This is a genomic window from Burkholderia latens (assembly GCF_902499045.1).
Taxonomy (GTDB): Bacteria; Pseudomonadota; Gammaproteobacteria; order Burkholderiales; family Burkholderiaceae; genus Burkholderia; species Burkholderia latens.
The window spans coordinates 41,096-66,502 of sequence record NZ_CABVPL010000042.1 but is presented as its reverse complement, the minus strand read 5'-3'; the positions used below and the strand labels follow the sequence as shown (position 1 = coordinate 66,502).

Below are 25,407 nucleotides of genomic sequence, written 5' to 3'. Positions count from 1 at the left end.
CCCGAACAGGACCGTGAAACGACTCTACGCCGATGATAGTGCGGATTCCCGTGTGAAAGTAGGTAATCGTCAGGCTCACCTCAAGCCAGAAACCCCCGCCCGATCAGGCGGGGGTTTTTGCATTTGCGCCGCCGGAAATGACGTGTGCGGTGTGCAGGTGGGCGGCAGCGCATTGGCACGACGCCGGCGCCTGCGCGTAGCGCGGCCTGATTGCCCTGTGTCGACGAGGCCCGCGTGCCGGCCCAGTCCCGGCCAGCTAAGGCTCCGATCGATTTTTCGTCAATCCCGATTGTCGTGCTACTCCCATCACCCACGCCCATCCCGGAGCACAACCGCGCGATTTGATACGATCAACGTGTCGTCGACAGCAGTCGACGTCCGTGTTCGAACCAAGGGTTGATCGAAAGAGGGCGGGGAATGAATATCGGCGACGCGTCGCGCGCATCCGGCGTCAGCGCAAAAATGATCCGGTACTACGAAGAGGTCGGACTCCTTGCGCCGAGCAAGCGCAGCGATGCCGGATACCGGATCTACGGGACGGACGAAGTCCATATCCTCCGCTTCATCCGCCAGGCTCGCCGGCTCGGGTTTCTTGTCGAGGATATCCGCAAACTGCTGACCCTCTGGCAAGACCGCTCACGAGCCAGCGCCGAAGTGAAATCGATCGCCCTCGAGCACGTCGCCGAATTGGACAAGCGCATCGCGGAATTGAGCGACATGCGCGATACGCTCGCCGATCTTGCAGCGCACTGCCACGGTGACGGTCGGCCGGAATGCCCGATTTTGGCGCGCTTGGCCGACCCCGTCAGTGACCCAGATTAGTGCGAACTCTCGACGCAAAAAATAGGCACACAAACGAAGTGACGCAAAATCAATGAGTTATGTGGGATGCTTCAGAATCCATTCCGAATCGGAATGGATGTCATGCAAGCATTTCACTGGCATCTTGGTGCGGCATCGCTATAATTCGGGATAACCCTATACGGGAAATCCCTGAATCTCGATTCGCCAGGGGTCCCCCTTCCTTGGAGAACATCATGATCGCCTACATCGTCGAAAAGCTGAGCAACTGGTTCGAATCCGCAGAGCGTGAGCGCCGCGAGGCATACCTCGCATCGTCGTCGGACATCGTCCAGCTCGAGAGCCGCATCCGTTCGCTCGAAGCCAACGGCTACTCGCTGTAATCGCAGTCGCCGTCAGGTGCTACGTGGCACCGAACGAAAAGCAAGCCCCGTATTGACGGGGCTTTGTTTTTTTGTGCACCGGATCTGGCGAAATCGTCGCCGCGGCGCTATGGTATGGGCCTGCTTTTCAACGGAAGAATATGACCATGCGCTTGCGTCTCGATGTGCGTCACGTTTCTCGCGCGCGTCTCGTTCTGGGCGCCGCGGTGCTCGTCCATGGCGTCGTGGCTGTTGCCGCGACTTCGTCCCGGCCGCTGATTCTCGATACGCAGCGCGGCATCCAGGACGGCAAGGGCGGGCTGGTGCTGCAAACGGCTCCGCTATCGTCCGAGCCGATCGTCGAGCCTGCCGGGCTGCGAACGACGGCCGGACAGAGTGCAAATTCGTCGGTGCCGCTGTTTGTCGCGCCGTACATTAACGTGCCGGGCTGGGGCGCATCGCCGGCCGATCAACCCAGGCCGGCCGCGCGACCGCAGCCATAACGGCAATCACTCCGTCTAGTTCCCGCGGTGCTCGATCTGGCACCGCGCGCCGCTGTCCTGTCCAAGGCGTTCCACCAGATAGGGCAGCACCTCGTTCATGCTCTGCGCAAGCGTGTACGGCGGATTCAGGATGAACAATCCGCTGCCGTAGAGGCCGAGGCCGTCCGCAGGCGGATTCGATACCGTCAACGTCAAGTGCAGCCAGTTGTTCGGCTGCAACCGCTTCAGCTGTTCCGGGAAACGCTGCGATTCCGCCCGCGCCACCTGCGGATACCAGATCGCATAACAGCCGGTCGCGAAACGCTTCAGACATTCCGTCACGCACGTCACGGTGCGGGCGTAATCCTTCTTGTCCTCGTAAGACGGATCGATCAGCACGAGCGCGCGTCGCGGCGGCGGCGGCAGCAGCGCCTTGATGCCTTCGAATCCGTCACCGGCGAAGATCATCGCGCGTCGCCCCGCGTCGCGAAAGTTGTGACGCAGCACGTCGATTTCGGTCGTGTGCATTTCGAACAGACGCATCCGGTCCTGTTCGCGCATCAAGCGCCACGCGAGATACGGGGAGCCCGGATAGTAGTGCAGTTCGCCGTCGTCGTTCAGCGCGCGCACTTCGTCGATGTAATCGCCGAGCGCTTCGGGCAGGGTCTTGTCGTTCCACAGCGGACCGATGCCGGTGTCGAACTCCGCCGTCTTGGCCGCATAGCCGTCCCGCAGCGAATACACGCCTGCGCCCGCGTGCGTGTCGATGTACCAATACGACTTGTCCTTCTTGTTCAGGTAGCGCAGCAGCTGAACGACGACGGTGTGCTTGAGCACGTCCGCGTGGTTGCCTGCGTGAAAACCGTGACGATAACTGAGCATGGCTGACTGCCTGGAACGAAAGATGAATCGATGATAACGGACGGGCGCGCGCGGCCATTGGACCGGGCGCCAACGCGGTCGCGTATTGTACGCGAGTGGCCGTGCGCCGCCTTACTCGTACGTGTCGCCGACGGCGTCCAGGATGCGCTGCTTGACCTCGGGCGTGAGCTTCGCTGCGACGTCGACCGCCCGCATGTTGTCGCCAACCTGCTCGACTCGCGATGCGCCCGTAATGACCGAGCTCACGTGCGGATTCGACAGCACCCAGGCGATCGAGAGCTGGGCCGTGCTGCAGCTGAGTTCGGCAGCGATCGCGCCGAGACGCTCGACCACGTCGTTGCTGGCCGGATCCGTGAGCCGGTCGCGAAGCCAGTCGTAGCCGTGCAGTTCGGCGCGGCTGCCGGGCGGGACGCCGTTACGGTACTTGCCGGTAAGCAGGCCCGATGCCAGCGGGCTCCAGGTCGTCAGGCCAAGGCCATAGTCGTCGTAGAGCCGCGCGTATTCCTGCTCGACCCTCGTGCGGTGGAACAGGTTGTACTGCGGCTGCTCGACGACCGGCTTGTGCAGATGATGCCGCTCGGCGATTTCGTACGCGGCGCGAATCTCGTCGGCGCTCCATTCCGACGTGCCCCAATACAGCGCCTTGCCGCGCACGATCATGTCGCTCATCGCCCACACGGTTTCCTCGATCGGCGTGTTCGGATCGGGACGATGGCAATAGACGAGATCGACGTAGTCGAGTTGCAGCCGCCGTAGCGAGCCGTCGATCGCGTTCAGCAGATATTTGCGGTTCAGCGTGTGATACTGGTTCGGCGCTTCCGCGAGCCCCCAGAAGAATTTCGTGGACACGAGGTAGCTGATGCGCGGCCAGCCGAGCGCCTTGAGCGCGTGGCCCATGATTTCCTCTGATTTGCCGCCCGCGTAGACCTCGGCGTTGTCGAAAAAGTTGACGCCGGCGTCGCGCGCCGCGGCGAGACATTCACGCGCAAGACGCTGGTCGACCTGGTTGCCGTAAGTGACCCACGAGCCGAGCGAAAGCGCGCTGATCTGCAGGCCCGAGCGGCCTAGCCTTCGATAGTGCATGAGAATCTCCCGAGACTCGAACCGACCTTAAGCTTAGACGTTTTGCGCGCGGACGGCGGGGCCGATCGTGCACAATAGCGGCTGGCCCACCTGCACGACCACGCGGCGAAAGCGGATGCGGCGGGATGTGTTTTTTCGATCGGATAACGGAAGGAGACGGACATGGCAGCAGATCTGAGCGGCAAGACCGCAGTCGTCACGGGCGCCGCAAGCGGCATCGGCAAGGAAATCGCGCTGGAGCTCGCGAAGGCGGGGGCGGCGGTCGCGATCGCCGACCTGAACCAGGACGGCGCGAATGCGGTGGCCGACGAGATCAACAAGGCGGGCGGCAAGGCGATCGGCGTCGCGATGGACGTGACCAACGAAGACGCCGTGAACAGCGGCATCGACAAGGTCGCCGAAACGTTCGGCTCGGTCGACATCCTCGTGTCGAACGCGGGCATCCAGATCGTCAATCCGATCGAGAACTATTCGTTCTCCGACTGGAAGAAGATGCAGGCGATCCACGTCGACGGCGCGTTCCTGACGACGAAGGCCGCGCTCAAGCACATGTACAAGGACGATCGCGGCGGCGTCGTGATCTACATGGGTTCGGTGCACTCGCACGAAGCGTCGCCGCTGAAGTCGGCGTACGTGACGGCCAAGCACGGGCTGCTGGGCCTCGCGCGCGTGCTGGCGAAGGAAGGCGCGAAGCACAACGTGCGTTCGCACGTCGTGTGTCCGGGCTTCGTGCGCACGCCGCTGGTGGACAAGCAGATTCCGGAGCAGGCGAAGGAGCTCGGGATCAGCGAAGACGAAGTGGTGAAGAAGGTGATGCTCGGCAACACGGTCGACGGCGTGTTCACGACGGTGCAGGACGTCGCGCAGACGGTGCTGTTCCTGTCGGCGTTCCCGAGCGCGGCGCTCACCGGGCAGTCGTTCGTCGTCAGCCACGGCTGGTTCATGCAGTAACGGCTGCCGGTGCCGGCGGCTGCGATGCACGCCGCTCGTGCGGACATTCGCCGCCGAGCGTCGCAAGGCCGGCATAAAAAAACGCGCTCCGTGGAGCGCGTTTTTCGTTTCGGCGGAAGGCGCAGGGCGGCCCGGTGACGGTCGCCGCCCGCTGACGCCGACTTACTTCAGGACTGCCGCGACCGCGTTCGCAACCGCGTCGAGGTTGCGCGTGTTCAGCGCAGCGACGCAGATGCGGCCGGTGCCGACTGCATAGATGCCGAACTCTTCGCGCAAACGATCGACTTGTGCCGAGGTCAGGCCCGAATACGAGAACATCCCGCGCTGCGCGTTGATGAAGCTGAAGTCGCGATCGACGCCGCTTGCCTTCAGGCGCTCGACGAGGCCATTGCGCATCGCGCGGATACGGTCGCGCATTTCGCCGAGTTCCTGCACCCAGGATGCGTGCAGTTCCGGCGACGCGAGCACGGCCGCGACGACGGCGCCGCCGTGGGTCGGCGGGTTCGAATAGTTCGTGCGGATCACGCGCTTCAGTTGCGACAGCACGCGCGTCGCTTCTTCCTTGCTCGACGTGATGATCGACAGCGCGCCGACGCGTTCGCCATACAGCGAGAACGACTTCGAGAACGACGACGACACGAACGCATTCAGGTCGGCCGCGGCGAACAGACGCACCGCAGCGGCATCGGCTTCGATGTTTTCGCCGAAGCCCTGGTACGCCATGTCGAGGAACGGCACGAGGTTGCGCGCCTTGACGACGTCGACGACCTGCTGCCATTGCGCGTCGGTCAGGTCCACGCCGGTCGGGTTGTGGCAGCACGCGTGCAGCACGACGATCGTGCCGGCCGCGTAGCCGTTCAGCGCCGACAGCATGCCTTCGAAGTTCACGCCGTTGGTGGCCGCGTCGTAGTACGGGTACGCGACGACTTCGAAGCCGGCCGCTTCGAACAGCGCGCGGTGGTTTTCCCAGCTCGGGTCGCTGATCGCGACCTTCGCGTTCGGGTTCAACGTGCGCAGGAAATCGGCGCCGATCTTCAGCGCGCCCGTGCCGCCCAGCGCCTGCGCCGTGACCACGCGGCCCGCGGCGATCAGCGGCGAATCGTTACCGAGCAGCAGCTTCTGCACGGCCGCATCGTAAGCGGCGATCCCGTCGATCGGCAGGTAGCCGCGCGGCAGGCCGGCCTCGACGCGTGCCTTCTCCGCGTCGCGAACCGCGCGCAGCAGCGGAATCTTGCCTTCTTCGTTCGTGTACACACCGACGCCGAGGTTGACCTTGGTCGGACGCGTGTCGGCGTTGAAGGCTTCGTTCAGGCCCAGGATCGGGTCGCGGGGAGCAAGCTGGACAGCGGAGAAGAGCGACATGATGATTCGGCAGTAGTGAAAAGAGGGTCAGGCTTTCAGCGGGCGGGGCGGGCGCAGCGGACCGCGCGCCAACGGGCACGGCGCCGGAAAGCGCAGCAGCCTGACATTGTAGCGAATTCGCGCTGCCGAAGGCGGCGATCGCGCGGCGAATTGCGATTTCGGACGCTTGCGGCGCGTCTCGGTGCGTCAGGAGGCGTCAGCGGTCCGCAACGCCGCGAAGCGCTAGAATAGTTTTTTTGCCCTCGCTCCGGCCGCACTCCATGTCCGATCATCACGCCGAAGTCGGCGACGCGCTCGACGAATCGAAATTCGTCACTTTCGAAGGGTCGCCGTTTCAGTTGTACCAGCCGTATCCGCCCGCCGGCGACCAGCCGACCGCGATCGAAACGCTCGTCGAAGGCGTCGGCGACGGCCTCGCGTTCCAGACGCTGCTCGGCGTGACGGGCTCGGGCAAGACCTTCACGATGGCCAACACGATCGCGCGGCTCGGCCGCCCGGCGATCGTGTTCGCGCCGAACAAGACACTCGCGGCGCAGCTCTACGCGGAATTCCGCGAGTTCTTCCCGCGCAACGCGGTCGAGTACTTCGTGTCGTACTACGACTATTACCAGCCGGAAGCATACGTGCCGCAGCGCGATCTGTTCATCGAAAAGGACTCGTCGATCAACGAGCACATCGAGCAGATGCGGCTGTCGGCGACGAAGAGCCTGATGGAGCGCCGCGACGTGGTGATCGTCGCGACGGTGTCGGCGATCTACGGTATCGGCAACCCGTCCGAATACCACCAGATGATCCTCACGCTGCGCACCGGCGACAAGCTCGGCCAGCGCGACGTGATCGCGCGGCTGATCGCGATGCAGTACTCGCGCAACGAGCAGGATTTCCAGCGCGGCACGTTCCGCGTGCGCGGCGATACGATCGACATCTTTCCGGCCGAGCATGCGGAGCTGGCGGTGCGCGTCGAGCTGTTCGACGACGAAGTCGAGACGCTGCAATTGTTCGACCCGCTGACCGGGCGCGTGCGGCAGAAGATTCCGCGCTTCACCGTGTATCCGTCGTCGCACTACGTGACGCCGCGCGATACGGTGATGCGCGCGGTCGAGACGATCAAGGACGAATTGCGCGAACGCCTCGAGTTCTTCCATCGCGAAGGCAAGCTCGTCGAGGCGCAGCGCCTCGAACAGCGCACGCGGTTCGATCTCGAGATGCTTCAGGAGCTTGGCTTCTGCAAGGGTATCGAGAACTATTCGCGGCACTTCTCCGGTGCCGCGCCCGGCGAGCCGCCGCCGACGCTGGTTGACTACCTGCCGCCCGACGCGCTGATGCTGCTCGACGAATCGCACGTGCTGATCGGCCAGCTGAACGGGATGTACAACGGGGACCGCGCGCGCAAGGAAAACCTCGTCAACTACGGCTTCCGGCTGCCGTCGGCACTCGACAACCGGCCGCTGAAGTTCCACGAGTTCGAGCGCAAGATGCGCCAGGTGGTGTTCGTGTCGGCGACGCCGGCCGACTACGAACAGCGCGTGACGGGGCAGATCGCCGAGCAGGTCGTGCGGCCGACTGGACTCGTCGATCCGGAAATCGAGGTGCGTCCGGCCAGCTCGCAGGTCGACGACGTGCTGACCGAGATCAACGCGCGCGTGAAGGCCGGCGAACGCGTGCTGATCACCGTGCTGACCAAGCGGATGGCCGAGCAACTCACCGAGTTCCTGGCCGACCACGGCGTGAAGGTGCGCTATCTGCACAGCGACATCGATACGGTCGAGCGGGTCGAGATCATCCGCGACCTGCGCCTCGGCACGTTCGACGTGCTGGTCGGGATCAACCTGCTGCGCGAAGGCCTCGATATTCCCGAAGTGTCGCTGGTCGCGATTCTCGATGCCGACAAGGAAGGCTTCCTGCGTGCCGAGCGCTCGCTGATCCAGACGATCGGCCGCGCCGCGCGAAACGTGAACGGCAAGGCGATCCTCTATGCCGACAACATGACCGAGTCGATGAAGCGCGCGATCGGCGAAACCGAGCGGCGCCGCGCGAAGCAGATCGCGTACAACGAGAAGATGGGCATCACGCCGCGCGGCGTCGTGAAGCGCATCAAGGACATCATCGACGGCGTCTACAACGCCGACGACGCGCGCGCGGAACTGAAAGAAGCGCAACAGCGCGCGAAGTTCGAGGACATGTCGGAAAAGCAACTCGCGAAGGAAATCAAGCGCCTCGAAAAGCAGATGGCCGACTACGCGAAGAACCTCGAGTTCGAAAAGGCCGCGGCCACCCGCGACCAGCTTGCGCTGCTGCGCGAGCGTGTATTCGGCGCGAACGTCGGCGACCACGTCAACGGCGGCCGGTAAATCTTTCCAAACGTCACTGAAACCCTCGGGTAACACCGTTGTAAGCCTTGTCGGATAAGGGTTTTACGCGGTGTGTCGTTTGTTCGGAAGCCGGTTCGGTGCTAAACTTCGCAAGTATTGAGAATAGTTCGCATTAACGTTCTTCATTGCGTTAGTGTTTTCGGCGAGTCGTCCGGGAGGGCGGCGCGCAACGTGTCAGACCAATAACAAGGAGTGTCCATGTTGGGTTCTTCGTTCATCCGCACGTCGGTTGCGGTAGCGGCGGCGGTTGCCGCGATGTCGGCGTCGGCTGCCGAGTATCCGATCGGCAAGCAGCAGATCCAGGGCGGCATGGAAATCGGCGCCGTGTATCTGCAGCCGATCACGATGGATCCGGAAGGAATGATGCGCAAGGCATCGGATTCGGACATCCACCTCGAGGCGGACATCCACGCGGTCAAGAACAACCCGACGGGTTTCGCGGAAGGCGACTGGATGCCGTACCTGCAGGTCGCGTACAAGCTGACGAAGCAGGGCGACACGAAGTGGAAGGCGGAAGGCGACCTGATGGGCATGGTCGCGAGCGACGGTCCGCACTATGGCGACAACGTGAAGCTGGCCGGCCCCGGCAAGTACCACCTGACGCTGACCGTCAAGCCGCCGATGCAGTCGGGCCACATGGCGTTCGGCCGTCACGTCGACAAGGAAACGGGTGTGGGCCCGTGGTTCAAGCCCATCACGCTCGAATACGACTTCCCGTTCGCCGGCATCGGCAAGAAGGGCGGGTACTGATCGGTGGCATCACGGACGGCGCGCTTCGGCGCGCCGTCGACGTAGAGATCCCAGAATGAAATTTCCCCAGAAAATCGTCGCCGCAGCCGCCGCGCTGTGGCTCGCCGGCGCGGCGCATGCCGCTGATCTGCCGACGTTCAAGCTCGAGATGACGGACGGCAAGCTGAATCCGGTTCGCATCGAAGTGCCGGCCGGCCAGCGCTTCAAGATCGAGATCCGGAATACCGGCAAGGGTGCCGCCGAATTCGAGAGCGTGCAGTTGCGCAAGGAGAAGGTGCTGGCACCGGGCGCCGATTCATTCGTGGTGGTCGCCCCGCTGTCGCCGGGCGAGTACAAGTTTTTCGACGATTTCCACCAGCAGGCACAGGGCGTGATCGTCGCGAAGTAATGCGTTTTATCTGAGTGCGGGTGCGCGAGTGCGTCGCCCGCGCGTCAGGAGGGTTCAATGGGTCAGATCTTGTTCATCGTCTGGCGGGAGAGCGTCGAAGCGCTGCTCGTCGTCGGCATCCTCTATGCATGGCTGAAGAACGGCGACGAAGACGCGCGCCGCGGCCTGCCCTTCTTGTGGACGGGTGTGGCAGTCGGCCTGCTGATGGCGGTCGGCCTGGGCGCCGCGCTCGTCGGCTTCACCGAAGTGCTGTCCGGCGACGCGCAGGACTATTTCCAGACCGCGATGGTGCTGATCGCCTGTGTATTGATCGTGCAGATGGTGCTGTGGATGCGCCGGCACGGGCGTACGCTGAAGCGCGACATGGAGCAGTCGCTGCAGCAGAGCACGCGCGATTCGAACTGGTGGGGCGTCGCGGTGCTGGTCGCGCTCGCGATCGCGCGTGAAGGCAGTGAGACGGTGATCTTCCTGTACGGCCTCGGATTCGGCCAGTCCGGGCATGTGGACGGCAGCCAGATGCTCGCGGTCGTGATCGGCCTGGGCCTCGCGTTCCTGACGTTCTATTTGCTGCAGCTCGGCGGCAAGTACTTCTCGTGGCGGCACTTCTTCCGCGTGACCGAAGTGATGCTGCTGTTCCTCGGTGCGGGTCTGTTCCAGACCGGCGTCGACAAGCTGATCGACAAGGAGATCCTGCCGCTCGGCATCTCGCAACTGTGGGACACGTCGGCGATTCTCGATGATTCGGGCACGTTCGGTTCGCTCGTCGCGACGCTGACCGGCTACCGCGCGCACCCGGCGCTGACCAACCTCGTCGCGTATGTGGCGTACTGGGCCGTCGTGTGGCTGCTGATGAAGCGCGCGAGCCGCCGTCAAACCGTTCCTGCGGGCCGCGCGGCATGAGCGTTGCCGCCGCAGCCAAGCCGGGCTGGCTCGCGCAGGCGGGCCAGTGGATGCAGCGCCACGGCGCGGTGATCCGCGGCATCCAGTGGGTCGTCGTCGGCGTCTACGCGTTCCTGATCATCGTGCCGGCCGTGTTGCCGCTGCCGGACGATTCCGCCCACCTGTGGAACAACCTGACACTGATTGCGCAGTTCGTGTTCTGGGGCATCTGGTGGCCGTTCGTGCTGCTGTCGATGGTGATGCTCGGCCGCGTCTGGTGCGGCGTGCTGTGCCCGGAAGGCGCGCTGACGGAATATGCGAGCAAGTTCGGCCGCGGCGGCGCGATCCCGCGCTGGATGCGGTGGGGCGGCTGGCCGTTCGTCGCATTCGGGCTCACGACAATCTACGGGCAGATGGTGAGCGTGTACCAGTACCCGCTCGCGGTGCTCTTCGTGCTTGGGGGCTCGACCGTCGGCGCGATCGTGATAGGCCTGCTGTACGGCCGCGAGAAGCGCGTGTGGTGCAAGTATCTGTGCCCGGTCAACGGCGTGTTCGGGCTGCTCGCCCGGCTCGCGCCGATGCGCTACAAGGTCGACGAGGATGCGTGGCGCCGCTCGTACAAGAATGGCGAGCACGGGCATCGCGTGATCCCGATCAATTGCGCGCCGCTCGTGCCGTTGCGCAACATGAAGGGCGCCGCGTCATGCCATATGTGCGGCCGCTGCAGCGGGCATCGCGACGCGATCGCGCTGTCGTGGCGCTCGCCGTCCGACGAGGTCGTGAACCTCGGCGCGCAGCAGGCGAATCCGTGGGACACGGCGTTGATCCTGTACGGCCTGCTCGGCGTCGCGATCGGCGCATTCCACTGGACCGTCAGCCCGTGGTTCGTGCAGATCAAGCAATGGCTCGCGGGCTGGCTGATCGACCACGACATCACGTGGCCGCTCGAGACGAACGCGCCGTGGTTCCTGCTCACGCACTATCCGGACCGCAACGACGTATTCTCGTGGCTCGACGGCGGGCTGATCGTCAGCTACATCGTCGGCACCGGGCTCGTGTACGGCACCGCGCTGCTCGTGCTGCTGGCCGGCGCGACGCTGACGCTCGGCCGCTTTGATCGCACGCGTCTCCATCATCTTGCGCAGGCGTTGATTCCGATCGCGGGCGCGGGTGTGTTCCTCGGGCTGTCGGCGACGACGCTGTCGTTGCTGCGCGCGGAGCATGTGCCGCTCGGCTGGGCAGCCGACGTGCGCATCGCGATTCTCGTGTGCGCGAACGCCTGGAGCGCGTGGCTCGCATGGAAGGTGACGGGGCGTTATGCTGCGTGGCCGCGCCGGCTGGCGGCCTTCGTGTGGTTCGCGGCCGGGCTCGCGGTTATCGACAGCGCGTGGTGGTTGATGTTCTGGGGCTTCTGATGCGGGATTGACGGCCTTGCGGCCGCGTTTCGGCGTAACGGGCGACAGTGCTTCGCTGTCGGCCTCCGGAACGTGTTGAAGCAACGGCGCCGACAACCGCGCGATGCTCGTTCGTTTGCGTGCGGGCGCCCAAACAAAAAGCGACACGTCGAAGGACGTGTCGCTTTTTTTCTTCCTTGTGCGAGAACCAAAAAAGTGGCTTGGCTTGCTGCAACGGCTGCTTGAGTGTGTTTGCACGAAGGGGTCTAGATCTCGCGTGCAAGCCGTTACGCTGGCTACTGCCCAACACCTCTCAGGGAGGTGGTCCCCACAATACTCTGTCGTTACTTCGTCAGGATCAGTTTGCCGAGCCGCGTGGCGCGCAACTGATACGTTTCGCCGTTATGCGCGATGCTGATGTGGCTGTGGCCTTGCAGCAGCGCATCGCTGCTCAGGGTCCGCGTGCCGGCATCGCGGCTTCCGGCGGGTTTCGCCGGCGTCGTGACCGCTGCCGTCTTTTGACGGTTGGCGCTCGCGGTGCCGGTCGGGCGGCGCAAGCTCAGCGTGGTCGGGCGCATGGTGTCGGTCATTCGGTTGATCGGTGACTGTCGATACGATGGAATGAATTCTAAATGATAACCATTCCCATTTACAAAAACTCTTTATCGATCGAGATGTTGGATTCGATAGCCTGAGTCAAAGAGGCCAAAGAGACGAACAGGGCGGCCCGCAGGCCGCCGCCATGTCAGTGGAGCGGATCGGGATCCTTGCGCCCCTGCGCGTATTCGCGGATGAGACGCACCGTGTCGATGTCCGACGTACGGTACGCTTCCTTGACGATGCCGTGCGTGTGACGCGCTTCCTCGCTGTCGTCCGTGACGGTCAGCGTCGTCCGGTATTCGAAGCGCAGGAACAGCTCGTGGTCGTCGCGCTCCTCGATCGTCATCGTCAACGAGCCGCCGATTTCGCCGCCGGCCGCATGGACGTCGTAGCGCACCTGCTGGTTCGGCGTGAACGTCACGCGGTCGCGTACCGTCGCGTGGCCGTAATGCAGTTCACGTTCGAGCGTCGTTTCCGTCCGTTCGTGGACGACGCAGCTGTCGAGGCCGATCACGAACAGCTGCGGCTGTTCGGCACGCAGCACGAGACCTTCCCACAGCTGTTCGCGAGTCAGGGACGGCACGGCCGGATCGTCGGAATTGATCTGGATCAGATGTTCGAAGTTCAAGGGGACGAGTTCCTTCTGGTGGCGGGCAGCCACGTGGTTCAAGGAGTTATTGTGACGCAAAACGCGCGGTTTCGCGGCACCTCCGCCCCGATCGGCCGTTACGCTTCGATGCGGCCCATGCGGCCGGTTTGGAAGTCGACGACAGCCTGCCGGATCTCTTCCTCCGTATTCATCACGAAAGGGCCATAGCGGACGATGGGCTCGTTCAACGGCACGCCACCGACCAGCAGCAGGTCGAGCGGCGTATCGCCGGCCTCGAACGTCACTGTGTCGCCATCGTCCCCGTAGACCACCATGTGCCGCGCGTCGACGGCCTGCCTGTCGGGCCCGTACCGACCTGGTCCTGCGAGCGGGTAGGCGAACACACGATAGCCCGCCGGCACCGGCTGCGCGATCGTTGCGCCCGGCTGCAGCGTGAAATGCTGATAGAGGATCGGCGTGCGCGTCTCGATCGCCGCACGAACGCCGAACGCTTCACCGGCGATCACGCGAACCTGCGCGCGGCCGTCCGGCGACGTGGCGCTCGGGATGCGGTCGGCCGCGATTTCCTGGTAGCGCGGCGCGATCATCTTGTCGCGGCGCGGCAGGTTCACCCACAGCTGGAAGCCGTGCGAGCGTCCGCCTGTCTGCGCGAACTCGGGATCCGGCATCTCGCTGTGCACGACGCCCGCGCCGGCCGTCATCCACTGCACGTCGCCGGGGCCGAGCGTGCCGGCATGGCCGGCGGAGTCGCGATGGCGAAAGCGGCCGTCGAGCACATAGGTGACGGTCTCGAAACCGCGATGCGGATGGTCAGGCGCGCCCTTGGCTTCGCCGGGCGCATAGTCGACGGGGCCCATTTCGTCGAGCAGCAGGAACGGATCGAAATCCATCAGCAGCCGGGTCGGAAACGGACGGTGAACCACGAAGCCGCCACCTTCGGTCGTGCGGAGCGCCGGGTACGTGCGGTCAAGCGAGCGAGCAGTCGTCATGCGGAAGCCCTCGATATCGTCGGAATAGCGTTATTTTTGAAACATAGCGCTATTATATTGGGCGTTTTACCGGCCGATTTGCGGCGCTTCGCAATGGATTGTTCTGAAATTGGAACGATGACATGAACATCGATGCACACAACCTGAACGACCTCATGTACTTTTCGCAGGTCGTCGAGCACGGCGGCTTTTCGGCTGCGGAACGCGTGCTGGGTATCTCGAAATCGCGCCTGTCGCGGCGCCTGACGGAGCTGGAGGCGGCGCTCGGCGTGCGGCTGCTGCAACGTTCGACGCGCAAGCTCGCGCTGACCGAGGCGGGCGAGCTGTTTTACCAGCATTGCCAGGCGATGCTGGCAGAAGCGCAGGCTGCGATGAACGCGGTGCAGCAGCTGCGCGCGTCGCCGCGCGGGTCGGTGCGCGTGAGCGTGCCCGTGACGCTGTCGCAGACGATGCTGTCGCGGATCCTCCCCGAATTCCTGCACCGCTATCCCGAGGTGAAGGTGCACATCCGTGTGACGAATCGCGTGATCGACCTGTTCGAGGATTCGATCGACGTCGCGTTGCGCGTGCGCTCGGAACCGCCGCAGAACGCGAACATCGTCGTGCGGCCGCTGTGGCGAACGGAACAGATGCTGGTCGGCGCGCCGAGCCTGCTGAACCAGAATGCGCCGCCGCTCGTGCCGGACGATCTGGCGCACTTCGAGACGCTCGACACGCCGAGCGTCGATGGCCGGCACGTGTTCACGCTGATCGCGCCGGATGGCACGCGCCACCTGCACGAGCACGACCCGCGGCTCGTGACGGCCGATCTGATGACGATTCGCGAGGCCGCGCTCGACGGCCTGGGTATCGCGGCGCTGCCGGAAATGATGTATGGCAATGCGTTGCGCGCGGGGCAGTTGTCGCCGGTGATGCCGGGCTGGACGCTGCCTGTTCCGCAACTCTACGCCGTGTTCGTGTCGCGGCAAGGGATGCCGCCCGCGGTGCGCGCGTTCGTCGACTATCTGGTCGAGAAGCTCGATCACGGCGATTACAAGCAGCCGGGTTGCCCCGAGCGCGCGAAGAGCGAAGCGGCCGCGGCTGATGTTTCGGCCACCTGAATGCAGATGGCGCCTCGTGGCAAATTTGTTTTGTCATTGAAGCGCCGCTTGCAATCGCAAGTTTCAATCGCCGGAGCCTTGAATGCGTACGCGCGCAGGCCTATATTGAAATCCCATTTCGCGAAGGAAGCTCTGAGCGGAATCAGGTGGCCGCATATGTTGCGAGCCAGATAGGGCAGAACGCGCAATCCGTGCAGACCACGGTAGCCGCATTTGCGTTGCTCGAGGCGCAACCGATACCGCCGAAGAGCCCGCCGCCCGAAGGCGCCCGCGTGCGCATGAAAAAAGGCCTTCATCTGGCGATGAAGGCCTTTTACTTTGCGGGGGCGGCCCGGTGGTCGGCAACGCGAGCCCGGCCACGCCCGAAGCCGCGTGCGTTACTTCGCCTTCGCGCTCGGCTCCGTCACGAAGCCGAGCTTCGTCAGGCCGCCGGCCTGCGCGTCGGACATCACTTCAGCCACCCGTTCGTAGGCCACCTTGCGATCGGCGCGCAGGTGCAACTCAGGTTGCGGCTGGTGCTTTGCCGCTTCCGCGATGTGCGCCTGCAGCTGCTCGCGCGTGACCGTCTGGTCGTTCCACAGGATCGTGCCGTTGCCCTGGATCGCGACGTCGACCGTTTGCGGCTTCTCGTCGACGGGCTGGCTGCTCGCGTGCGGCAGGTCGATCTTCACCGCGTGCTGCATCGCCGGGATCGTCACGAGGAAAATGATCAGGAGTACGAGCATGACGTCGACGAGCGGCGTCATGTTGATCTCGCTCATCACGCCATCGTCGTCATCATCGCTGAAGCCGGTGTTCATTGCCATGGTTCACCTCGTCTCAGCTGGCGCGCGAGGCGAGGCGCAGGCCGTCGCGCGGCGACGACGATGCGAGGCGCGCGCCCGTCACGAAGTACGCGTGCAGACCGTGCGCGAAGCGGCGCAGCTTGCTGACGACACCCTTGTTCGCGCGGGTCAGCGCGTTGTAGCCGAGCACTGCCGGAATCGCGACGAACAGGCCGAACGCCGTCATGATCAGCGATTCGCCGACCGGGCCCGCGACCTGGTCGATCGACGTCTGGCCCGTTGCGCCGATCGCGAGCAGTGCGTGGTAGATGCCCCACACCGTGCCGAACAGGCCGACGAACGGCGCCGTGCTGCCGATCGACGCGAGAATCGCGAGGCCGGCCTGCATGCGCGAGATGCCTTCGTCCATCGTGTCCTTCAGGCAGCGCGTGATCCAGTCCGACACGTCCATGCGATCGTGCAGGTGCGGTTGCGTCTGATGGTGGTGATCGGCGGCTTCCTTGCCTGACAGTGCGAGCGCGAGGAACGGGTTGTCGCTCGGCGTCGATGCGGCGAGGCCGAGCTTCTTGATGCCGTCGTCGAAATCGTCGGAATGCCAGAACGCTTGTTCGGCATTCTTCGTGAGACGGTTCAGGCGAACCACGTTCCAGCCCTTGACGATGATCACGATCCACGACAGGACCGACATCACGAGCAGCGTGATCGCGATCGCACGCGTGACGAGATCACCTTGCGCCCAGACGTGCGCGATACCGTAGCTTTGCATTTTTGTTTCCTTTGAATCTTCCGAATGAGGCGGGTTAGTCGTCGAGCGTGAAGTTGAAGGGCAGCGTATGGGCGGCGCGAATCGCTTGCCCGTTCTCGACGTACGGCGGACAGGTGCTGGCGCGCGTCGCATCGAGCGCGGCTTCGTCGAGACGCGGGTAGCCGCTGCTCTTCTGCAACTGGACGCTTTCGATCTTGCCCGTCACGCCGATGACGAAGTGAACATAAGCCGTGCCCGTTTCGCCGCGGCGGCGCGACATCGACGGATAGGTGGGCTTCACGAAATTGCAGCTGAGTGCCGATACGTTCTTCGGCGCGCTGACCTGCATCGTCTCGCGAGCCGGGCCGGGTGCGGCGGCCGGCGCAGCAGGCGCAGGTGCGGCGGGAGCGGGTGTCGGATCGGCAGCCGCCGGCGCGGGCGTCGGCGACGGTGATTGCGCGACCGGCTGAGGCGTCGGCTTGACCACCTTCTGCACGGGCTTGGGCTCGACCTTGGGTTTCTCGCGCGGCACGGGCTTCGGCGGCGCGGGCTGCGCGACCGACTGGACCGCGACCGGTTGAGCAGCAGGTGCAGGCGGGATGAGCTGCGCGGTGATCGACTGGACTTCGATCTCCTTCGGCGGCGGCGCGTTGCGATGGAGCCACGCGGCCGTCAGCATGATCGCGTGCGCGGCGAGCACGCCGACCGCGACGACGATCACTCGGGGATTCATACGTGGTGCAGCCGGCATGGCGCCGGCAGGAGCGAGATGCGAAGCCTGCATGTTAGCTTGAAAGAACGACGTCGCACCCGGGGCGCGGCGGGTGAATCGGTATTACTTACGGAAGATCAGCAGCGAGATGCACACGGTCGTTACGAATCCGATCAGCAATTCCATGACAGGCTCCTTGGCAGGTAAGCCGTTGGCTCGCGCGGACGGTGGCTTGCTGACGGTCAGACGTAAAACGCGGCTCGCGCCGCATGCGCACGCTCAGGCGGCCTTGCGCTCGTAGAACGTTACCGGGATCGGGTGAGCATGATGCTCGACACCGCACCGGCTCGCGCAGACGCCTTGCTCGGCCATGAGGTCGCGTACGGACTCCTCGCACTTGCCGCAGCACGTGGCCACGCCGAGCTCGAACTGGAGTTCATCGAAAGAACTCACGCCCTCGGCGAGGGACGCGCGAATCTTGCGATCGGAAACAGACTTGCACACGCAGACGATCATGATGAGTTGCGATAGCTAACGTTAATGCGAATTATTATCATTAAATTTGCGGATGTTGACAAGCCTGGGTTGGGCTTTTTTAAAGTCATCGGACCCCTCAAGCAGCGTAGGCGGCATGGCTGCGGCGCGGGAAGGGCGGCCGGCGGCACGGCCGGCCGGCGTCAGGCGGGCGCGCAGGCGCGCGCGTTCGGCGACGAAATGGTGACGGATTCGACCGATGCGTCGAGGCCGAGCAGCGTCGACGCGAGCGCGCGCAGCTGCCTGCCGTCGCCCGTCGAGCAGAAGCGCGGCGGCGCGCCACGGGTGCCGGCCGGCGCGCGTAGATCGCATTCGTCGAGCACGCGCGCGAGCTGGCGGGCGATTGCGTCGCTGGTATCGACGATGGTCAGGCGGTCGCCAACAAGGTCACGAATCGTTTCAGAAAAGAACGGGTAATGTGTGCAGCCGAGCACCAGCGTGTCGGCGCCGTCGTCGAGCATCGGCTGCAGATAACGGTCGAGCAACGCGCGCAACGCGGGCGAATTCGTGTCGCCGCGTTCGATCGCCTCGACGAGCCCGTGGCCGGGCTGGCAGATGAAGCGGCGCCCGGCTCCGTAGCGGTCGAGCAGCGCCTGGAAGCGCGGGCTGTTCAGCGTCGATTGCGTGGCGAGCACGCCGGCGACGCCGCTGGCGGACAGCGCGGCCGCCGGTTTGATGCCCGGCTCGACACCGACGAGCGGTATCGCCAGGCGTTCGCGGACGGTCGCGATCGCGCGCGCCGTCGCGGTGTTGCACGCGATCACGAGCGCCTTCGCTCCTTCGCGCGCAAGCCACTCGCCGATCGCCAGCGTCCGCTCGGTGATGAACGCCTCGTCGCGCGGACCATACGGTGCGTAATGCGAATCGGCGACATAGACGAACGACTCGCCGGGCAGGTGCGCGCGCACGGCGCGCAGCACCGACAGGCCGCCGAGCCCCGAATCGAAGATCCCGACGGGGGCGGTGGGGCGGGCCCCGGAAGCGGCTGGCTGGTTCGTCATCGTGATGCGGCCGGCGAGGTGGTGATCGTGGAGCGCGTGACGATTACTCGGGCGAACCCATCATCGTCTGCTGATAGTTCTGCAGGCCGACCTTGCCGATCAGGTCGATCTGCGTTTCCAGCCAGTCGATGTGCTCTTCGGTGTCGTCGAGAATCTTTTCGAAGATCTCGCGCGATACGTAGTCACGCACCGATTCGCAGTACGCGATCGCTTCCTTGCAGGTGGACTGCGAGATCTGCTCGAGCTTCAGGTCGCACTTCAGAATCTCTTCGGTTTCCTCGCCGACGAGCAGCTTGTGCAGGTCCTGCAGGTTCGGCAGGCCGTCGAGCATGAACACGCGCTCGATCAGCCAGTCGGCGTGCTTCATTTCTCCGATCGATTCGTCGTATTCGTGCTTGCCGAGCTTGTCGAGGCCCCAGTGCTTGTACATGCGCGCATGCAGGAAGTACTGGTTGATCGCCGTGAGTTCGTTTTTCAGTTGGGCGTTGAGATATTCGATGACTTTCTTGTCGCCTTGCATGGCTGTTCCTTGTTCAGTGGGGCTTCAGAAACCGAACGATAATCGCTCGAACGAGAAAAGCCAAGCCTCGAAGCCTTGCCCGGCCTGCCTTCTGCGTGTAATGAGAATCAGCCTCGAATATCGTGCCGAACACGATAACGAGAATGAGAAGTAAAAAGGCCGGACTTCCGTCCGGCCTTTCCTGTACGTGCGCTTAAGCCGTGGCGACCGGGATCTTGCCGATCTTCGCCTGCCATTCCTTCGGACCCGTCTGGTGAACCGACGTGCCCGACGAATCGACGGCCACCGTCACCGGCATGTCCTGCACGTCGAATTCGTAGATCGCTTCCATCCCGAGGTCTTCGAATGCGAGCACCTTCGCGCCGCGGATCGCCTTCGACACGAGGTACGCCGCACCGCCGACCGCCATCAGGTAGGCCGCCTTGTGCTTCTTGATCGCGTCGATCGCGACCGGGCCGCGTTCTGCCTTGCCGACCATCGAGATCAGACCCGTCTGAGCGAGCATCGTCTCGGTGAACTTGTCCATCCGCGTGGCCGTCGTCGGGCCGGCCGGGCCGACCACTTCGTCGCGCACCGGATCGACCGGGCCGACGTAGTAGATCACGCGGTTCGTGAAGTCGACCGGCAGCTTCTCGCCCTTCGCGAGCATGTCGGCGATGCGCTTGTGCGCGGCGTCGCGGCCGGTAAGCATCTTGCCCGACAGCAGCAGCGTCTGGCCCGGCGTCCAGCTCGCGACTTCTTCCGGCGTCAGCGTGTTCAGGTCGACGCGCTTGCTGGTTTCCGTGTTCGGTTCCCACTGGACCTTCGGCCAGGCGTCGAGCGACGGCGCTTCAAGCTTGGCCGGGCCCGAGCCGTCGAGCACGAAGTGCGCGTGGCGCGTGGCCGCGCAGTTCGGGATCAGCGCGACCGGCTTCGAGGCTGCGTGCGTCGGTGCAGCCATGATCTTCACGTCGAGCACGGTCGCGAGGCCGCCGAGGCCCTGCGCGCCGATGCCGAGCGCGTTGACCTTCTCGTGCAGTTCGACGCGCAGTTCCTCGATCCAGTCCTTCGGGCCGCGCGCGATGATTTCCTGGATGTCGATCGGCTCCATCAGCGATTCCTTCGCCATCAGCATCGCCTTCTCGGCGGTGCCGCCGATGCCGATCCCGAGCATGCCCGGCGGGCACCAGCCGGCGCCCATCGTCGGGACCGTCTTCAGCACCCAGTCGACGATCGAATCCGACGGGTTCAGCATCACGAACTTCGACTTGTTCTCCGAGCCGCCGCCCTTCGCCGCGACCTGCACGTCGACCTTGTCGCCCGGCACGATCTCGTAGTGGATCACCGCCGGCGTGTTGTCCTTCGTGTTCTTGCGGGCGCCTTCCGGCGGATTGACGATCGACGCGCGCAGCACGTTGTCCGGGTGCGTGTAACCGCGGCGCACGCCTTCGTTGATCATGTCGGTGAGGCCCATCGTCGCGCCGTCCCAGCGCACGTCCATGCCGACCTTCACGAAGATCGTCACGATGCCGGTGTCCTGGCAGATCGGGCGGCGGCCTTCCGCGCACATGCGGCTGTTCGTGAGGATCTGCGCGATCGCGTCCTTCGCGGCCGGGCTTTCTTCCAGCTCGTACGCGCGGCCGAGGGCCTGGATGTAGTCGAGCGGGTGGTAGTAGCTGATGTACTGCAGCGAATCCGCGATGCTCTGGATCAGGTCTTCCTGTTTGATGACGGTCATGGCTGAGACTCTGTGGGGACAGTGGGGAATACGTTGCCGGCGGTTCAGGCCGCCGGTCGGGACGCCGCTGGCGCGTGCGCGTCGTGGAAATGGGCCGGGTGCGTGTGGGTCGTCAGGCGGTCCACCCACGCCATCACGAGCGCCGACACGAGGAACGACACGTGGATGATCACCTGCCACATGATCGCGTGCGTCGTGTGCTGGTCGGGGTTGATGAAGGTTTTCAGCAGATGGATCGACGAAATGCTGATCAACGCCATCGACAGCTTGACCTTCAGCACGCCCGCGTTCACGTGGTCGAGCCACTCGGGCTCGTCGGGATGGCCCTCGATGCCGAGGCGCGACACGAACGTCTCGTAGCCGCCGACGATCACCATGATCAGCAGGTTCGAGATCATCACCACGTCGATCAGGCCGAGCACCGCGAGCATCACGCTGATTTCGTCGAGCCCGGTCGCGTGCGACAGCAGGTGCCAGACTTCCTTCAGGAACAGGAATACGTAGACGGCCTGCGCGACGATCAGGCCCAGATAGAGCGGAACCTGGAGCCAGCGGCTCATGAAGATCAGCGCGGGCAGCGGGCGAAGCGGGCGACGGGTGGAGCCGGGCGAATGCGGGGCGGACATGATGGTGGTACGGGCGCTGTGCGCAGGTATCGGGGGTAATCTTGAAAAGGCGCGCTATTGTAACGCGTCGGCCGACGCGGCTGCAGCGACGCGCCGGGTCCGCTGGGGACGGATCAGGACGTGGCCGCCGGCACGCGTTTCACGCGCAGGCTCGCGAGCACGATGCCCGTGACGACGCACGCGAGCGCGATGCCGTGTGCGAGTGTCGGGCGTTCGCCGAGAAATGCGATGCCGTATGCGGCGGCCGCGACCGGCAGCACCGCGCTGAACACGCCGGCGAGGCTGCCCGGCACGTGCCGGATGCCCTTCATCCACAGCCAGAACGAGAAGATGCTGGCCGAGAGCCCGTACCAGACGACGAGCGCCCACGTGCCGGCCGGCACGCTCGCGTAATCGAAATGCCACAACGCCGTCGCGCCGAGCGGCAGCATCAGGCACAAACCGAAGAGATGCGTATACGCGCAGATGTCGATCGGCGCGAGCGTCTGCGTGAGCCGGCGCGACAGGATCACGTAGATCGATTCGCAGCATACGGCGCCGAGAATCAGCAGGTTGCCGGCCAACGAGCCGGACGCCGTACCGCCGCCGGCATGGGCAGCGGGGCTGCCCGCCGTGCCGTTCGCAAGGTTGATCGTCACGACGCCGGCGATCGCGAGCGCGATCGACACGAGCGCACGGCCGTTCGGCTTTTCGCGCAGGATCAGCCACGCGAACAGCGCGACGATCGCCGGGATCGTGCTGGTGATCACGCCGGCAGCGACCGCGCTCGTACGCTGCACGCCGTTGAGCATCAGCAGCGTAAACATGAAGGTGCCGAAGAACGCTTGCAGGAACAGGTTCAGCCATTCCTCACGCCGGACCGCGCGTATCTTCACCGGGCTGAACAGCGGCCACAGCACGGCGATCGCGATCACGAAGCGCAGCGTCGCGAGGATGGCGACCGGGACGAACACGACGATGGATTTACCGATACCGACGTTGCTGCCGACGAACAGCATCGACAGAATGAGAAAGAGCGCGTAGCGATTCAAGCTGGAGTCCGGGGGGCGAGTTCAGTTAGGATTGTAGAGTCGCATTTGTAACAGCGTAAAGCGATCGGCCGTCATGCAGCGCGCGTGCGAAACGGCGAGGCTGCGTAAGTGACGGGTAAGTTCGAGCGCTTATCGTGGAAACCGCCGGGCCCAGCGTCCACCGACGCGTGACGTGGTGCGGCGCAGCATCGCGTGCAGCCTCCGGGCCGCGCGCGGGTGAGGTGGGAGACAGCGGCGCACGCATATGCGCCGGCCAAGACGCGCGGCGCGCACGAATCGCGCCGCCATGCAGAGGATTCATGTTCACCAAGGGGTAGTCGATGTCTGCGATTGAATCGGTTCTTCACGAAACCCGTCAGTTTGCGCCGCCCGAGGCGCTCGAGAAGGCGGCGACCATCTCCGGCATGCCGGCCTACCGCGCACTGGCCGCCGAAGCCGAGCGCGATTACGAAGGCTTCTGGGCGCGTCTCGCGCGCGAGGGCCTCAGCTGGCACAAGCCGTTCACGAAGGTGCTCGACGAGCGCAACGCGCCGTTCTACACATGGTTCGACGACGGCGAGCTCAACGCGTCGTACAACTGCCTCGACCGCCACGTCGAAGCCGGCAACGGCGAGCGCGTCGCGGTGATCTTCGAGGCCGACGACGGCACCGTCACGCGCGTCACCTATGCGGACCTCCTCGCGCGCGTGTCGCGTTTCGCGAATGCGCTGAAGAAACGCGGCATCGGCAAGGGCGATCGCGTCGTCATCTACATCCCGATGTCGATCGAGGGCATCGTCGCGATGCAGGCCTGCGCGCGCATCGGCGCGACGCACTCGGTCGTGTTCGGCGGCTTCTCCGCGAAGTCGCTGAACGAGCGGCTCGTCGACGTCGGCGCGGTCGCGCTGATCACCGCCGACGAGCAGGCGCGCGGCGGCAAGACGCTGCCGCTCAAGAGCATCGCCGACGAAGCGATCGCGATGGGCGGCTGCGAGGCGGTCAACAGCGTGATCGTCTATCGCCGCACCGGCGGCAAGATCGACTGGCATGCGGAGCGCGACCTGTGGATGCACGAGCTGGTCGACGGCGAATCCGACACCTGCGCGCCGGAATGGGTCGGCGCCGAGCATCCGCTGTTCATCCTGTATACGTCCGGCTCGACCGGCAAGCCGAAGGGCGTGCAGCACAGCACCGGCGGCTATCTGCTGTGGGCCGCGCAGACGATGAAGTGGACCTTCGACTGGAAGCCCGACGACGTGTTCTGGTGCACGGCCGACATCGGCTGGGTCACGGGCCACACGTACATCACGTACGGCCCGCTCGCGTGCGGCGGCACGCAGGTCGTGTTCGAGGGCGTGCCGACGTATCCGGACGCCGGCCGCTTCTGGAAGATGATCGGCGATCACAAGGTCACGGTGTTCTACACCGCGCCGACCGCGATCCGCTCGCTGATCAAGGCCGCCGAAGCCGACGACAAGGTTCATCCGAAGAGCTACGACCTGTCGAGCCTGCGCATCATCGGCACGGTCGGCGAGCCGATCAATCCGGAAGCGTGGATGTGGTACCACAAGCACGTCGGCCAGGAGCGCTGCCCGATCGTCGACACGTGGTGGCAGACCGAAACCGGCGGCCACATGATCACGCCGCTGCCGGGCGCGACGCCGACGGTGCCGGGCTCGTGCACGCTGCCGCTGCCGGGCATCATGGCGGCGGTGGTCGACGAAACGGGGCAGGACGTGCCGAACGGGCAAGGCGGGATTCTGGTCGTCAAGCGTCCGTGGCCGTCGATGATCCGCACGATCTGGGGCGATCCGGAGCGCTTCAAGAAGAGTTACTACCCGGAGGAACTTGGCGGCCGGTTGTACCTGGCCGGCGACGGCACGGTGCGCGACAAGGACACCGGCTACTTCACGATCATGGGCCGCATCGACGACGTGCTGAACGTGTCGGGCCACCGGCTCGGCACGATGGAGATCGAGTCGGCGCTGGTGTCGCACGAACTCGTTGCGGAAGCGGCGGTGGTCGGCCGCCCGGACGACACGACCGGCGAAGCGGTGGTCGCGTTCGTGGTTCTGAAGCGGTCGCGTCCGGAAGGCGAGGAAGCGGCGGCGCTCGCGAAGTCGCTGCGCGACTGGGTCGGCAAGCAGATCGGGCCGATCGCGAAGCCGAAGGACATCCGCTTCGGCGACAACCTGCCGAAGACGCGCTCGGGCAAGATCATGCGGCGCCTGCTGCGCTCGCTCGCGAAGGGCGAGGCGATCACGCAGGACACGTCCACGCTCGAGAATCCGGCGATTCTCGAGCAACTCGCCGAAGTGCGCTGAGCACACCGGTCGCGCTTGCGCGCACGAGCCCCTGCGCGGCAATCCCGATTGCCCGCGCAGGGGCTTTTTGCTAAATAACGGCATGACCGTTCAGACCCGTCCGGCGCCTGAGGCGCCGCCGCCCGTACCCGAACCGCTCGCGCGTGCTCACGCGCGCTATTGGCGCTTCAACGTCGTGCTGATCGTGGTGCTGATGGCGATCGGCTTCTCCGTATCGTTCGTCGTGCCGTTCTTCGCGCCCGCGCTCGCGGGCATCCGCTTCGCCGGTTTCAGCCTGCCGTTCTATGTCGGCGCGCAGGGCGCGATCCTCGTGTATCTCGTGCTGATCGTCGTGTACATCGGGCTGATGCAGCGCGCGGACCGCACGCTGCGGCGCGCGTACGACGACCATGCCGCGCAGGCGGCCGATGCGCACCCTGCGCGCTGAT

27 protein-coding genes are annotated in these 25,407 nt (G+C 64.7%); 12 read left to right on the top strand and 15 right to left on the bottom strand.

Going from position 1 to position 25,407, the window contains the following annotated elements; translation table 11 throughout:
- Nucleotides 1-417 precede the first annotated feature (417 nt).
- The 3 genes from cueR (at nucleotide 418) to BSE24067_RS24015 (ending at nucleotide 1,666) form a co-directional block, all read left to right on the top strand.
- Nucleotides 418-822 carry a Cu(I)-responsive transcriptional regulator gene (cueR, locus tag BSE24067_RS24025; RefSeq protein WP_151065139.1) on the top strand — a complete coding sequence of 135 codons (405 nt, stop codon included), beginning with the start codon at nucleotides 418-420 and terminating at the stop codon, nucleotides 820-822.
- Between the two features lie 215 nt (nucleotides 823-1,037).
- Nucleotides 1,038-1,184, top strand: a complete 147-nt coding sequence (locus BSE24067_RS24020; protein ID WP_080294620.1) for a DUF3563 family protein — start codon at nucleotides 1,038-1,040, stop codon at nucleotides 1,182-1,184.
- A gap of 146 nt (nucleotides 1,185-1,330) precedes the next feature.
- Nucleotides 1,331-1,666 (top strand): hypothetical protein, encoded by a 336-nt coding sequence (locus tag BSE24067_RS24015; RefSeq protein ID WP_151065140.1) that lies wholly within the window; start codon nucleotides 1,331-1,333, stop codon nucleotides 1,664-1,666.
- A gap of 15 nt (nucleotides 1,667-1,681) precedes the next feature.
- Here the strand turns inward: BSE24067_RS24015 and BSE24067_RS24010 are convergent, their stop codons facing one another.
- Both BSE24067_RS24010 and BSE24067_RS24005 read right to left on the bottom strand, forming a co-directional pair.
- Complete coding sequence (locus BSE24067_RS24010) at nucleotides 1,682-2,527, bottom strand: 23S rRNA (adenine(2030)-N(6))-methyltransferase RlmJ (RefSeq protein ID WP_151065141.1); 846 nt, start codon at nucleotides 2,525-2,527, stop codon at nucleotides 1,682-1,684.
- 111 nt (nucleotides 2,528-2,638) lie between these two features.
- A complete protein-coding gene (locus tag BSE24067_RS24005) occupies nucleotides 2,639-3,610 on the bottom strand; it encodes a potassium channel beta subunit family protein (RefSeq protein WP_151065142.1) in 972 nt (323 codons plus the stop codon).
- 162 nt (nucleotides 3,611-3,772) lie between these two features.
- On the opposite strand from BSE24067_RS24005, the gene BSE24067_RS24000 reads away from it, so the two are divergent.
- On the top strand, nucleotides 3,773-4,561 hold the full coding sequence (locus BSE24067_RS24000; protein WP_151065143.1) for a 3-hydroxybutyrate dehydrogenase: 789 nt from the start codon (nucleotides 3,773-3,775) through the stop codon (nucleotides 4,559-4,561).
- 162 nt (nucleotides 4,562-4,723) lie between these two features.
- Here the strand turns inward: BSE24067_RS24000 and BSE24067_RS23995 are convergent, their stop codons facing one another.
- A complete protein-coding gene (locus tag BSE24067_RS23995; RefSeq protein ID WP_151065144.1) occupies nucleotides 4,724-5,923 on the bottom strand; it encodes an amino acid aminotransferase in 1,200 nt (399 codons plus the stop codon).
- 260 nt (nucleotides 5,924-6,183) lie between these two features.
- Here BSE24067_RS23995 and uvrB point away from each other — a divergent pair, with 260 nt between their 5' ends.
- The 5 genes from uvrB to BSE24067_RS23970 all read left to right on the top strand — a co-directional run bounded on the left by uvrB (nucleotide 6,184) and on the right by BSE24067_RS23970 (nucleotide 11,727).
- The gene (gene uvrB, locus BSE24067_RS23990) at nucleotides 6,184-8,274 is read left to right on the top strand and encodes an excinuclease ABC subunit UvrB (RefSeq protein ID WP_151065145.1); all 2,091 of its coding nucleotides are present in this window, start codon (nucleotides 6,184-6,186) and stop codon (nucleotides 8,272-8,274) included.
- Nucleotides 8,275-8,493: 219 nt separating this feature from the next.
- Nucleotides 8,494-9,045 carry an iron transporter gene (locus BSE24067_RS23985; protein ID WP_151065146.1) on the top strand — a complete coding sequence of 184 codons (552 nt, stop codon included), beginning with the start codon at nucleotides 8,494-8,496 and terminating at the stop codon, nucleotides 9,043-9,045.
- Between the two features lie 55 nt (nucleotides 9,046-9,100).
- Nucleotides 9,101-9,433 carry a cupredoxin domain-containing protein gene (locus BSE24067_RS23980; RefSeq protein WP_151065147.1) on the top strand — a complete coding sequence of 111 codons (333 nt, stop codon included), beginning with the start codon at nucleotides 9,101-9,103 and terminating at the stop codon, nucleotides 9,431-9,433.
- A gap of 57 nt (nucleotides 9,434-9,490) precedes the next feature.
- Nucleotides 9,491-10,333, top strand: coding sequence for an FTR1 family iron permease (locus BSE24067_RS23975; RefSeq protein WP_151065148.1), 843 nt, complete (start codon nucleotides 9,491-9,493; stop codon nucleotides 10,331-10,333).
- The gene (locus tag BSE24067_RS23970; protein ID WP_151065149.1) at nucleotides 10,330-11,727 is read left to right on the top strand and encodes a 4Fe-4S binding protein; all 1,398 of its coding nucleotides are present in this window, start codon (nucleotides 10,330-10,332) and stop codon (nucleotides 11,725-11,727) included. The genes BSE24067_RS23975 and BSE24067_RS23970 overlap by 4 nt, the downstream gene beginning before the upstream one ends.
- A gap of 323 nt (nucleotides 11,728-12,050) precedes the next feature.
- Here BSE24067_RS23970 and hemP read toward each other — a convergent pair whose 3' ends face one another.
- The 3 genes from hemP to BSE24067_RS23955 all read right to left on the bottom strand — a co-directional run bounded on the left by hemP (nucleotide 12,051) and on the right by BSE24067_RS23955 (nucleotide 13,905).
- Complete coding sequence (gene hemP / locus BSE24067_RS23965; protein ID WP_151065151.1) at nucleotides 12,051-12,296, bottom strand: hemin uptake protein HemP; 246 nt, start codon at nucleotides 12,294-12,296, stop codon at nucleotides 12,051-12,053.
- A gap of 155 nt (nucleotides 12,297-12,451) precedes the next feature.
- Nucleotides 12,452-12,934, bottom strand: coding sequence for an SRPBCC family protein (locus tag BSE24067_RS23960; RefSeq protein ID WP_040144998.1), 483 nt, complete (start codon nucleotides 12,932-12,934; stop codon nucleotides 12,452-12,454).
- Between the two features lie 98 nt (nucleotides 12,935-13,032).
- Nucleotides 13,033-13,905, bottom strand: coding sequence for a pirin family protein (locus tag BSE24067_RS23955; protein WP_151065152.1), 873 nt, complete (start codon nucleotides 13,903-13,905; stop codon nucleotides 13,033-13,035).
- Between the two features lie 122 nt (nucleotides 13,906-14,027).
- On the opposite strand from BSE24067_RS23955, the gene BSE24067_RS23950 reads away from it, so the two are divergent.
- Nucleotides 14,028-15,005, top strand: coding sequence for a LysR family transcriptional regulator (locus BSE24067_RS23950; RefSeq protein ID WP_151065153.1), 978 nt, complete (start codon nucleotides 14,028-14,030; stop codon nucleotides 15,003-15,005).
- Nucleotides 15,006-15,382: 377 nt separating this feature from the next.
- Here BSE24067_RS23950 and BSE24067_RS23945 read toward each other — a convergent pair whose 3' ends face one another.
- From BSE24067_RS23945 to BSE24067_RS23905, 9 genes are all read right to left on the bottom strand, one after another.
- Nucleotides 15,383-15,811, bottom strand: a complete 429-nt coding sequence (locus BSE24067_RS23945; protein WP_151065154.1) for an ExbD/TolR family protein — start codon at nucleotides 15,809-15,811, stop codon at nucleotides 15,383-15,385.
- Nucleotides 15,812-15,824: 13 nt separating this feature from the next.
- The gene (locus tag BSE24067_RS23940; protein ID WP_151065155.1) at nucleotides 15,825-16,556 is read right to left on the bottom strand and encodes a MotA/TolQ/ExbB proton channel family protein; all 732 of its coding nucleotides are present in this window, start codon (nucleotides 16,554-16,556) and stop codon (nucleotides 15,825-15,827) included.
- Nucleotides 16,557-16,590: 34 nt separating this feature from the next.
- Nucleotides 16,591-17,319 (bottom strand): energy transducer TonB, encoded by a 729-nt coding sequence (locus BSE24067_RS23935; RefSeq protein ID WP_151065156.1) that lies wholly within the window; start codon nucleotides 17,317-17,319, stop codon nucleotides 16,591-16,593.
- A 207-nt stretch (nucleotides 17,320-17,526) separates the two neighbouring features.
- Nucleotides 17,527-17,763, bottom strand: coding sequence for a (2Fe-2S)-binding protein (locus BSE24067_RS23930; protein ID WP_151065157.1), 237 nt, complete (start codon nucleotides 17,761-17,763; stop codon nucleotides 17,527-17,529).
- 161 nt (nucleotides 17,764-17,924) lie between these two features.
- Nucleotides 17,925-18,782 (bottom strand): glutamate racemase, encoded by an 858-nt coding sequence (murI, locus tag BSE24067_RS23925; RefSeq protein WP_151065158.1) that lies wholly within the window; start codon nucleotides 18,780-18,782, stop codon nucleotides 17,925-17,927.
- A 43-nt stretch (nucleotides 18,783-18,825) separates the two neighbouring features.
- Nucleotides 18,826-19,302: a bacterioferritin gene (gene bfr / locus BSE24067_RS23920; RefSeq protein ID WP_006482753.1), complete on the bottom strand. Its 477-nt coding sequence runs from the start codon at nucleotides 19,300-19,302 to the stop codon at nucleotides 18,826-18,828.
- A gap of 193 nt (nucleotides 19,303-19,495) precedes the next feature.
- On the bottom strand, nucleotides 19,496-21,019 hold the full coding sequence (locus BSE24067_RS23915; protein WP_006482750.1) for a fumarate hydratase: 1,524 nt from the start codon (nucleotides 21,017-21,019) through the stop codon (nucleotides 19,496-19,498).
- Nucleotides 21,020-21,063: 44 nt separating this feature from the next.
- Entirely contained in the window at nucleotides 21,064-21,645 is a 582-nt protein-coding gene (locus BSE24067_RS23910) for a TIGR00645 family protein (RefSeq protein ID WP_151065159.1), read from the bottom strand.
- 113 nt (nucleotides 21,646-21,758) lie between these two features.
- Nucleotides 21,759-22,676 (bottom strand): DMT family transporter, encoded by a 918-nt coding sequence (locus BSE24067_RS23905; protein ID WP_151065160.1) that lies wholly within the window; start codon nucleotides 22,674-22,676, stop codon nucleotides 21,759-21,761.
- A 320-nt stretch (nucleotides 22,677-22,996) separates the two neighbouring features.
- On the opposite strand from BSE24067_RS23905, the gene acs reads away from it, so the two are divergent.
- Both acs and BSE24067_RS23895 read left to right on the top strand, forming a co-directional pair.
- Nucleotides 22,997-24,979, top strand: a complete 1,983-nt coding sequence (gene acs, locus BSE24067_RS23900; RefSeq protein ID WP_151065161.1) for an acetate--CoA ligase — start codon at nucleotides 22,997-22,999, stop codon at nucleotides 24,977-24,979.
- An 82-nt stretch (nucleotides 24,980-25,061) separates the two neighbouring features.
- On the top strand, nucleotides 25,062-25,406 hold the full coding sequence (locus BSE24067_RS23895; RefSeq protein WP_151065162.1) for a DUF4212 domain-containing protein: 345 nt from the start codon (nucleotides 25,062-25,064) through the stop codon (nucleotides 25,404-25,406).
- Nucleotide 25,407 lies beyond the last annotated feature (1 nt).

Bases quoted from the DNA above. Each gene is read 5' to 3' on its own strand.
- BSE24067_RS23950 (WP_151065153.1), top strand. From the start codon at position 14,028: ATGAACATCGATGCACACAACCTGAACGACCTCATGTACTTTTCGCAG.
- cueR (WP_151065139.1), top strand. From the start codon at position 418: ATGAATATCGGCGACGCGTCGCGCGCATCCGGCGTCAGCGCAAAAATG.
- BSE24067_RS23915 (WP_006482750.1), bottom strand. From the start codon at position 21,019: ATGACCGTCATCAAACAGGAAGACCTGATCCAGAGCATCGCGGATTCG.
- BSE24067_RS24005 (WP_151065142.1), bottom strand. From the start codon at position 3,610: ATGCACTATCGAAGGCTAGGCCGCTCGGGCCTGCAGATCAGCGCGCTT.
- BSE24067_RS23895 (WP_151065162.1), top strand. From the start codon at position 25,062: ATGACCGTTCAGACCCGTCCGGCGCCTGAGGCGCCGCCGCCCGTACCC.
- BSE24067_RS23930 (WP_151065157.1), bottom strand. From the start codon at position 17,763: ATGATCGTCTGCGTGTGCAAGTCTGTTTCCGATCGCAAGATTCGCGCG.
- BSE24067_RS23940 (WP_151065155.1), bottom strand. From the start codon at position 16,556: ATGCAAAGCTACGGTATCGCGCACGTCTGGGCGCAAGGTGATCTCGTC.
- BSE24067_RS23910 (WP_151065159.1), bottom strand. From the start codon at position 21,645: ATGTCCGCCCCGCATTCGCCCGGCTCCACCCGTCGCCCGCTTCGCCCG.
- BSE24067_RS23995 (WP_151065144.1), bottom strand. From the start codon at position 5,923: ATGTCGCTCTTCTCCGCTGTCCAGCTTGCTCCCCGCGACCCGATCCTG.
- BSE24067_RS23955 (WP_151065152.1), bottom strand. From the start codon at position 13,905: ATGACGACTGCTCGCTCGCTTGACCGCACGTACCCGGCGCTCCGCACG.
- BSE24067_RS24000 (WP_151065143.1), top strand. From the start codon at position 3,773: ATGGCAGCAGATCTGAGCGGCAAGACCGCAGTCGTCACGGGCGCCGCA.
- acs (WP_151065161.1), top strand. From the start codon at position 22,997: ATGTCTGCGATTGAATCGGTTCTTCACGAAACCCGTCAGTTTGCGCCG.
- BSE24067_RS23980 (WP_151065147.1), top strand. From the start codon at position 9,101: ATGAAATTTCCCCAGAAAATCGTCGCCGCAGCCGCCGCGCTGTGGCTC.
- murI (WP_151065158.1), bottom strand. From the start codon at position 18,782: ATGACGAACCAGCCAGCCGCTTCCGGGGCCCGCCCCACCGCCCCCGTC.
- BSE24067_RS23970 (WP_151065149.1), top strand. From the start codon at position 10,330: ATGAGCGTTGCCGCCGCAGCCAAGCCGGGCTGGCTCGCGCAGGCGGGC.
- BSE24067_RS23945 (WP_151065154.1), bottom strand. From the start codon at position 15,811: ATGGCAATGAACACCGGCTTCAGCGATGATGACGACGATGGCGTGATG.
- BSE24067_RS24020 (WP_080294620.1), top strand. From the start codon at position 1,038: ATGATCGCCTACATCGTCGAAAAGCTGAGCAACTGGTTCGAATCCGCA.
- BSE24067_RS23935 (WP_151065156.1), bottom strand. From the start codon at position 17,319: ATGCAGGCTTCGCATCTCGCTCCTGCCGGCGCCATGCCGGCTGCACCA.
- BSE24067_RS23985 (WP_151065146.1), top strand. From the start codon at position 8,494: ATGTTGGGTTCTTCGTTCATCCGCACGTCGGTTGCGGTAGCGGCGGCG.
- BSE24067_RS24015 (WP_151065140.1), top strand. From the start codon at position 1,331: ATGCGCTTGCGTCTCGATGTGCGTCACGTTTCTCGCGCGCGTCTCGTT.
- bfr (WP_006482753.1), bottom strand. From the start codon at position 19,302: ATGCAAGGCGACAAGAAAGTCATCGAATATCTCAACGCCCAACTGAAA.
- uvrB (WP_151065145.1), top strand. From the start codon at position 6,184: ATGTCCGATCATCACGCCGAAGTCGGCGACGCGCTCGACGAATCGAAA.
- BSE24067_RS23975 (WP_151065148.1), top strand. From the start codon at position 9,491: ATGGGTCAGATCTTGTTCATCGTCTGGCGGGAGAGCGTCGAAGCGCTG.
- BSE24067_RS24010 (WP_151065141.1), bottom strand. From the start codon at position 2,527: ATGCTCAGTTATCGTCACGGTTTTCACGCAGGCAACCACGCGGACGTG.
- hemP (WP_151065151.1), bottom strand. From the start codon at position 12,296: ATGACCGACACCATGCGCCCGACCACGCTGAGCTTGCGCCGCCCGACC.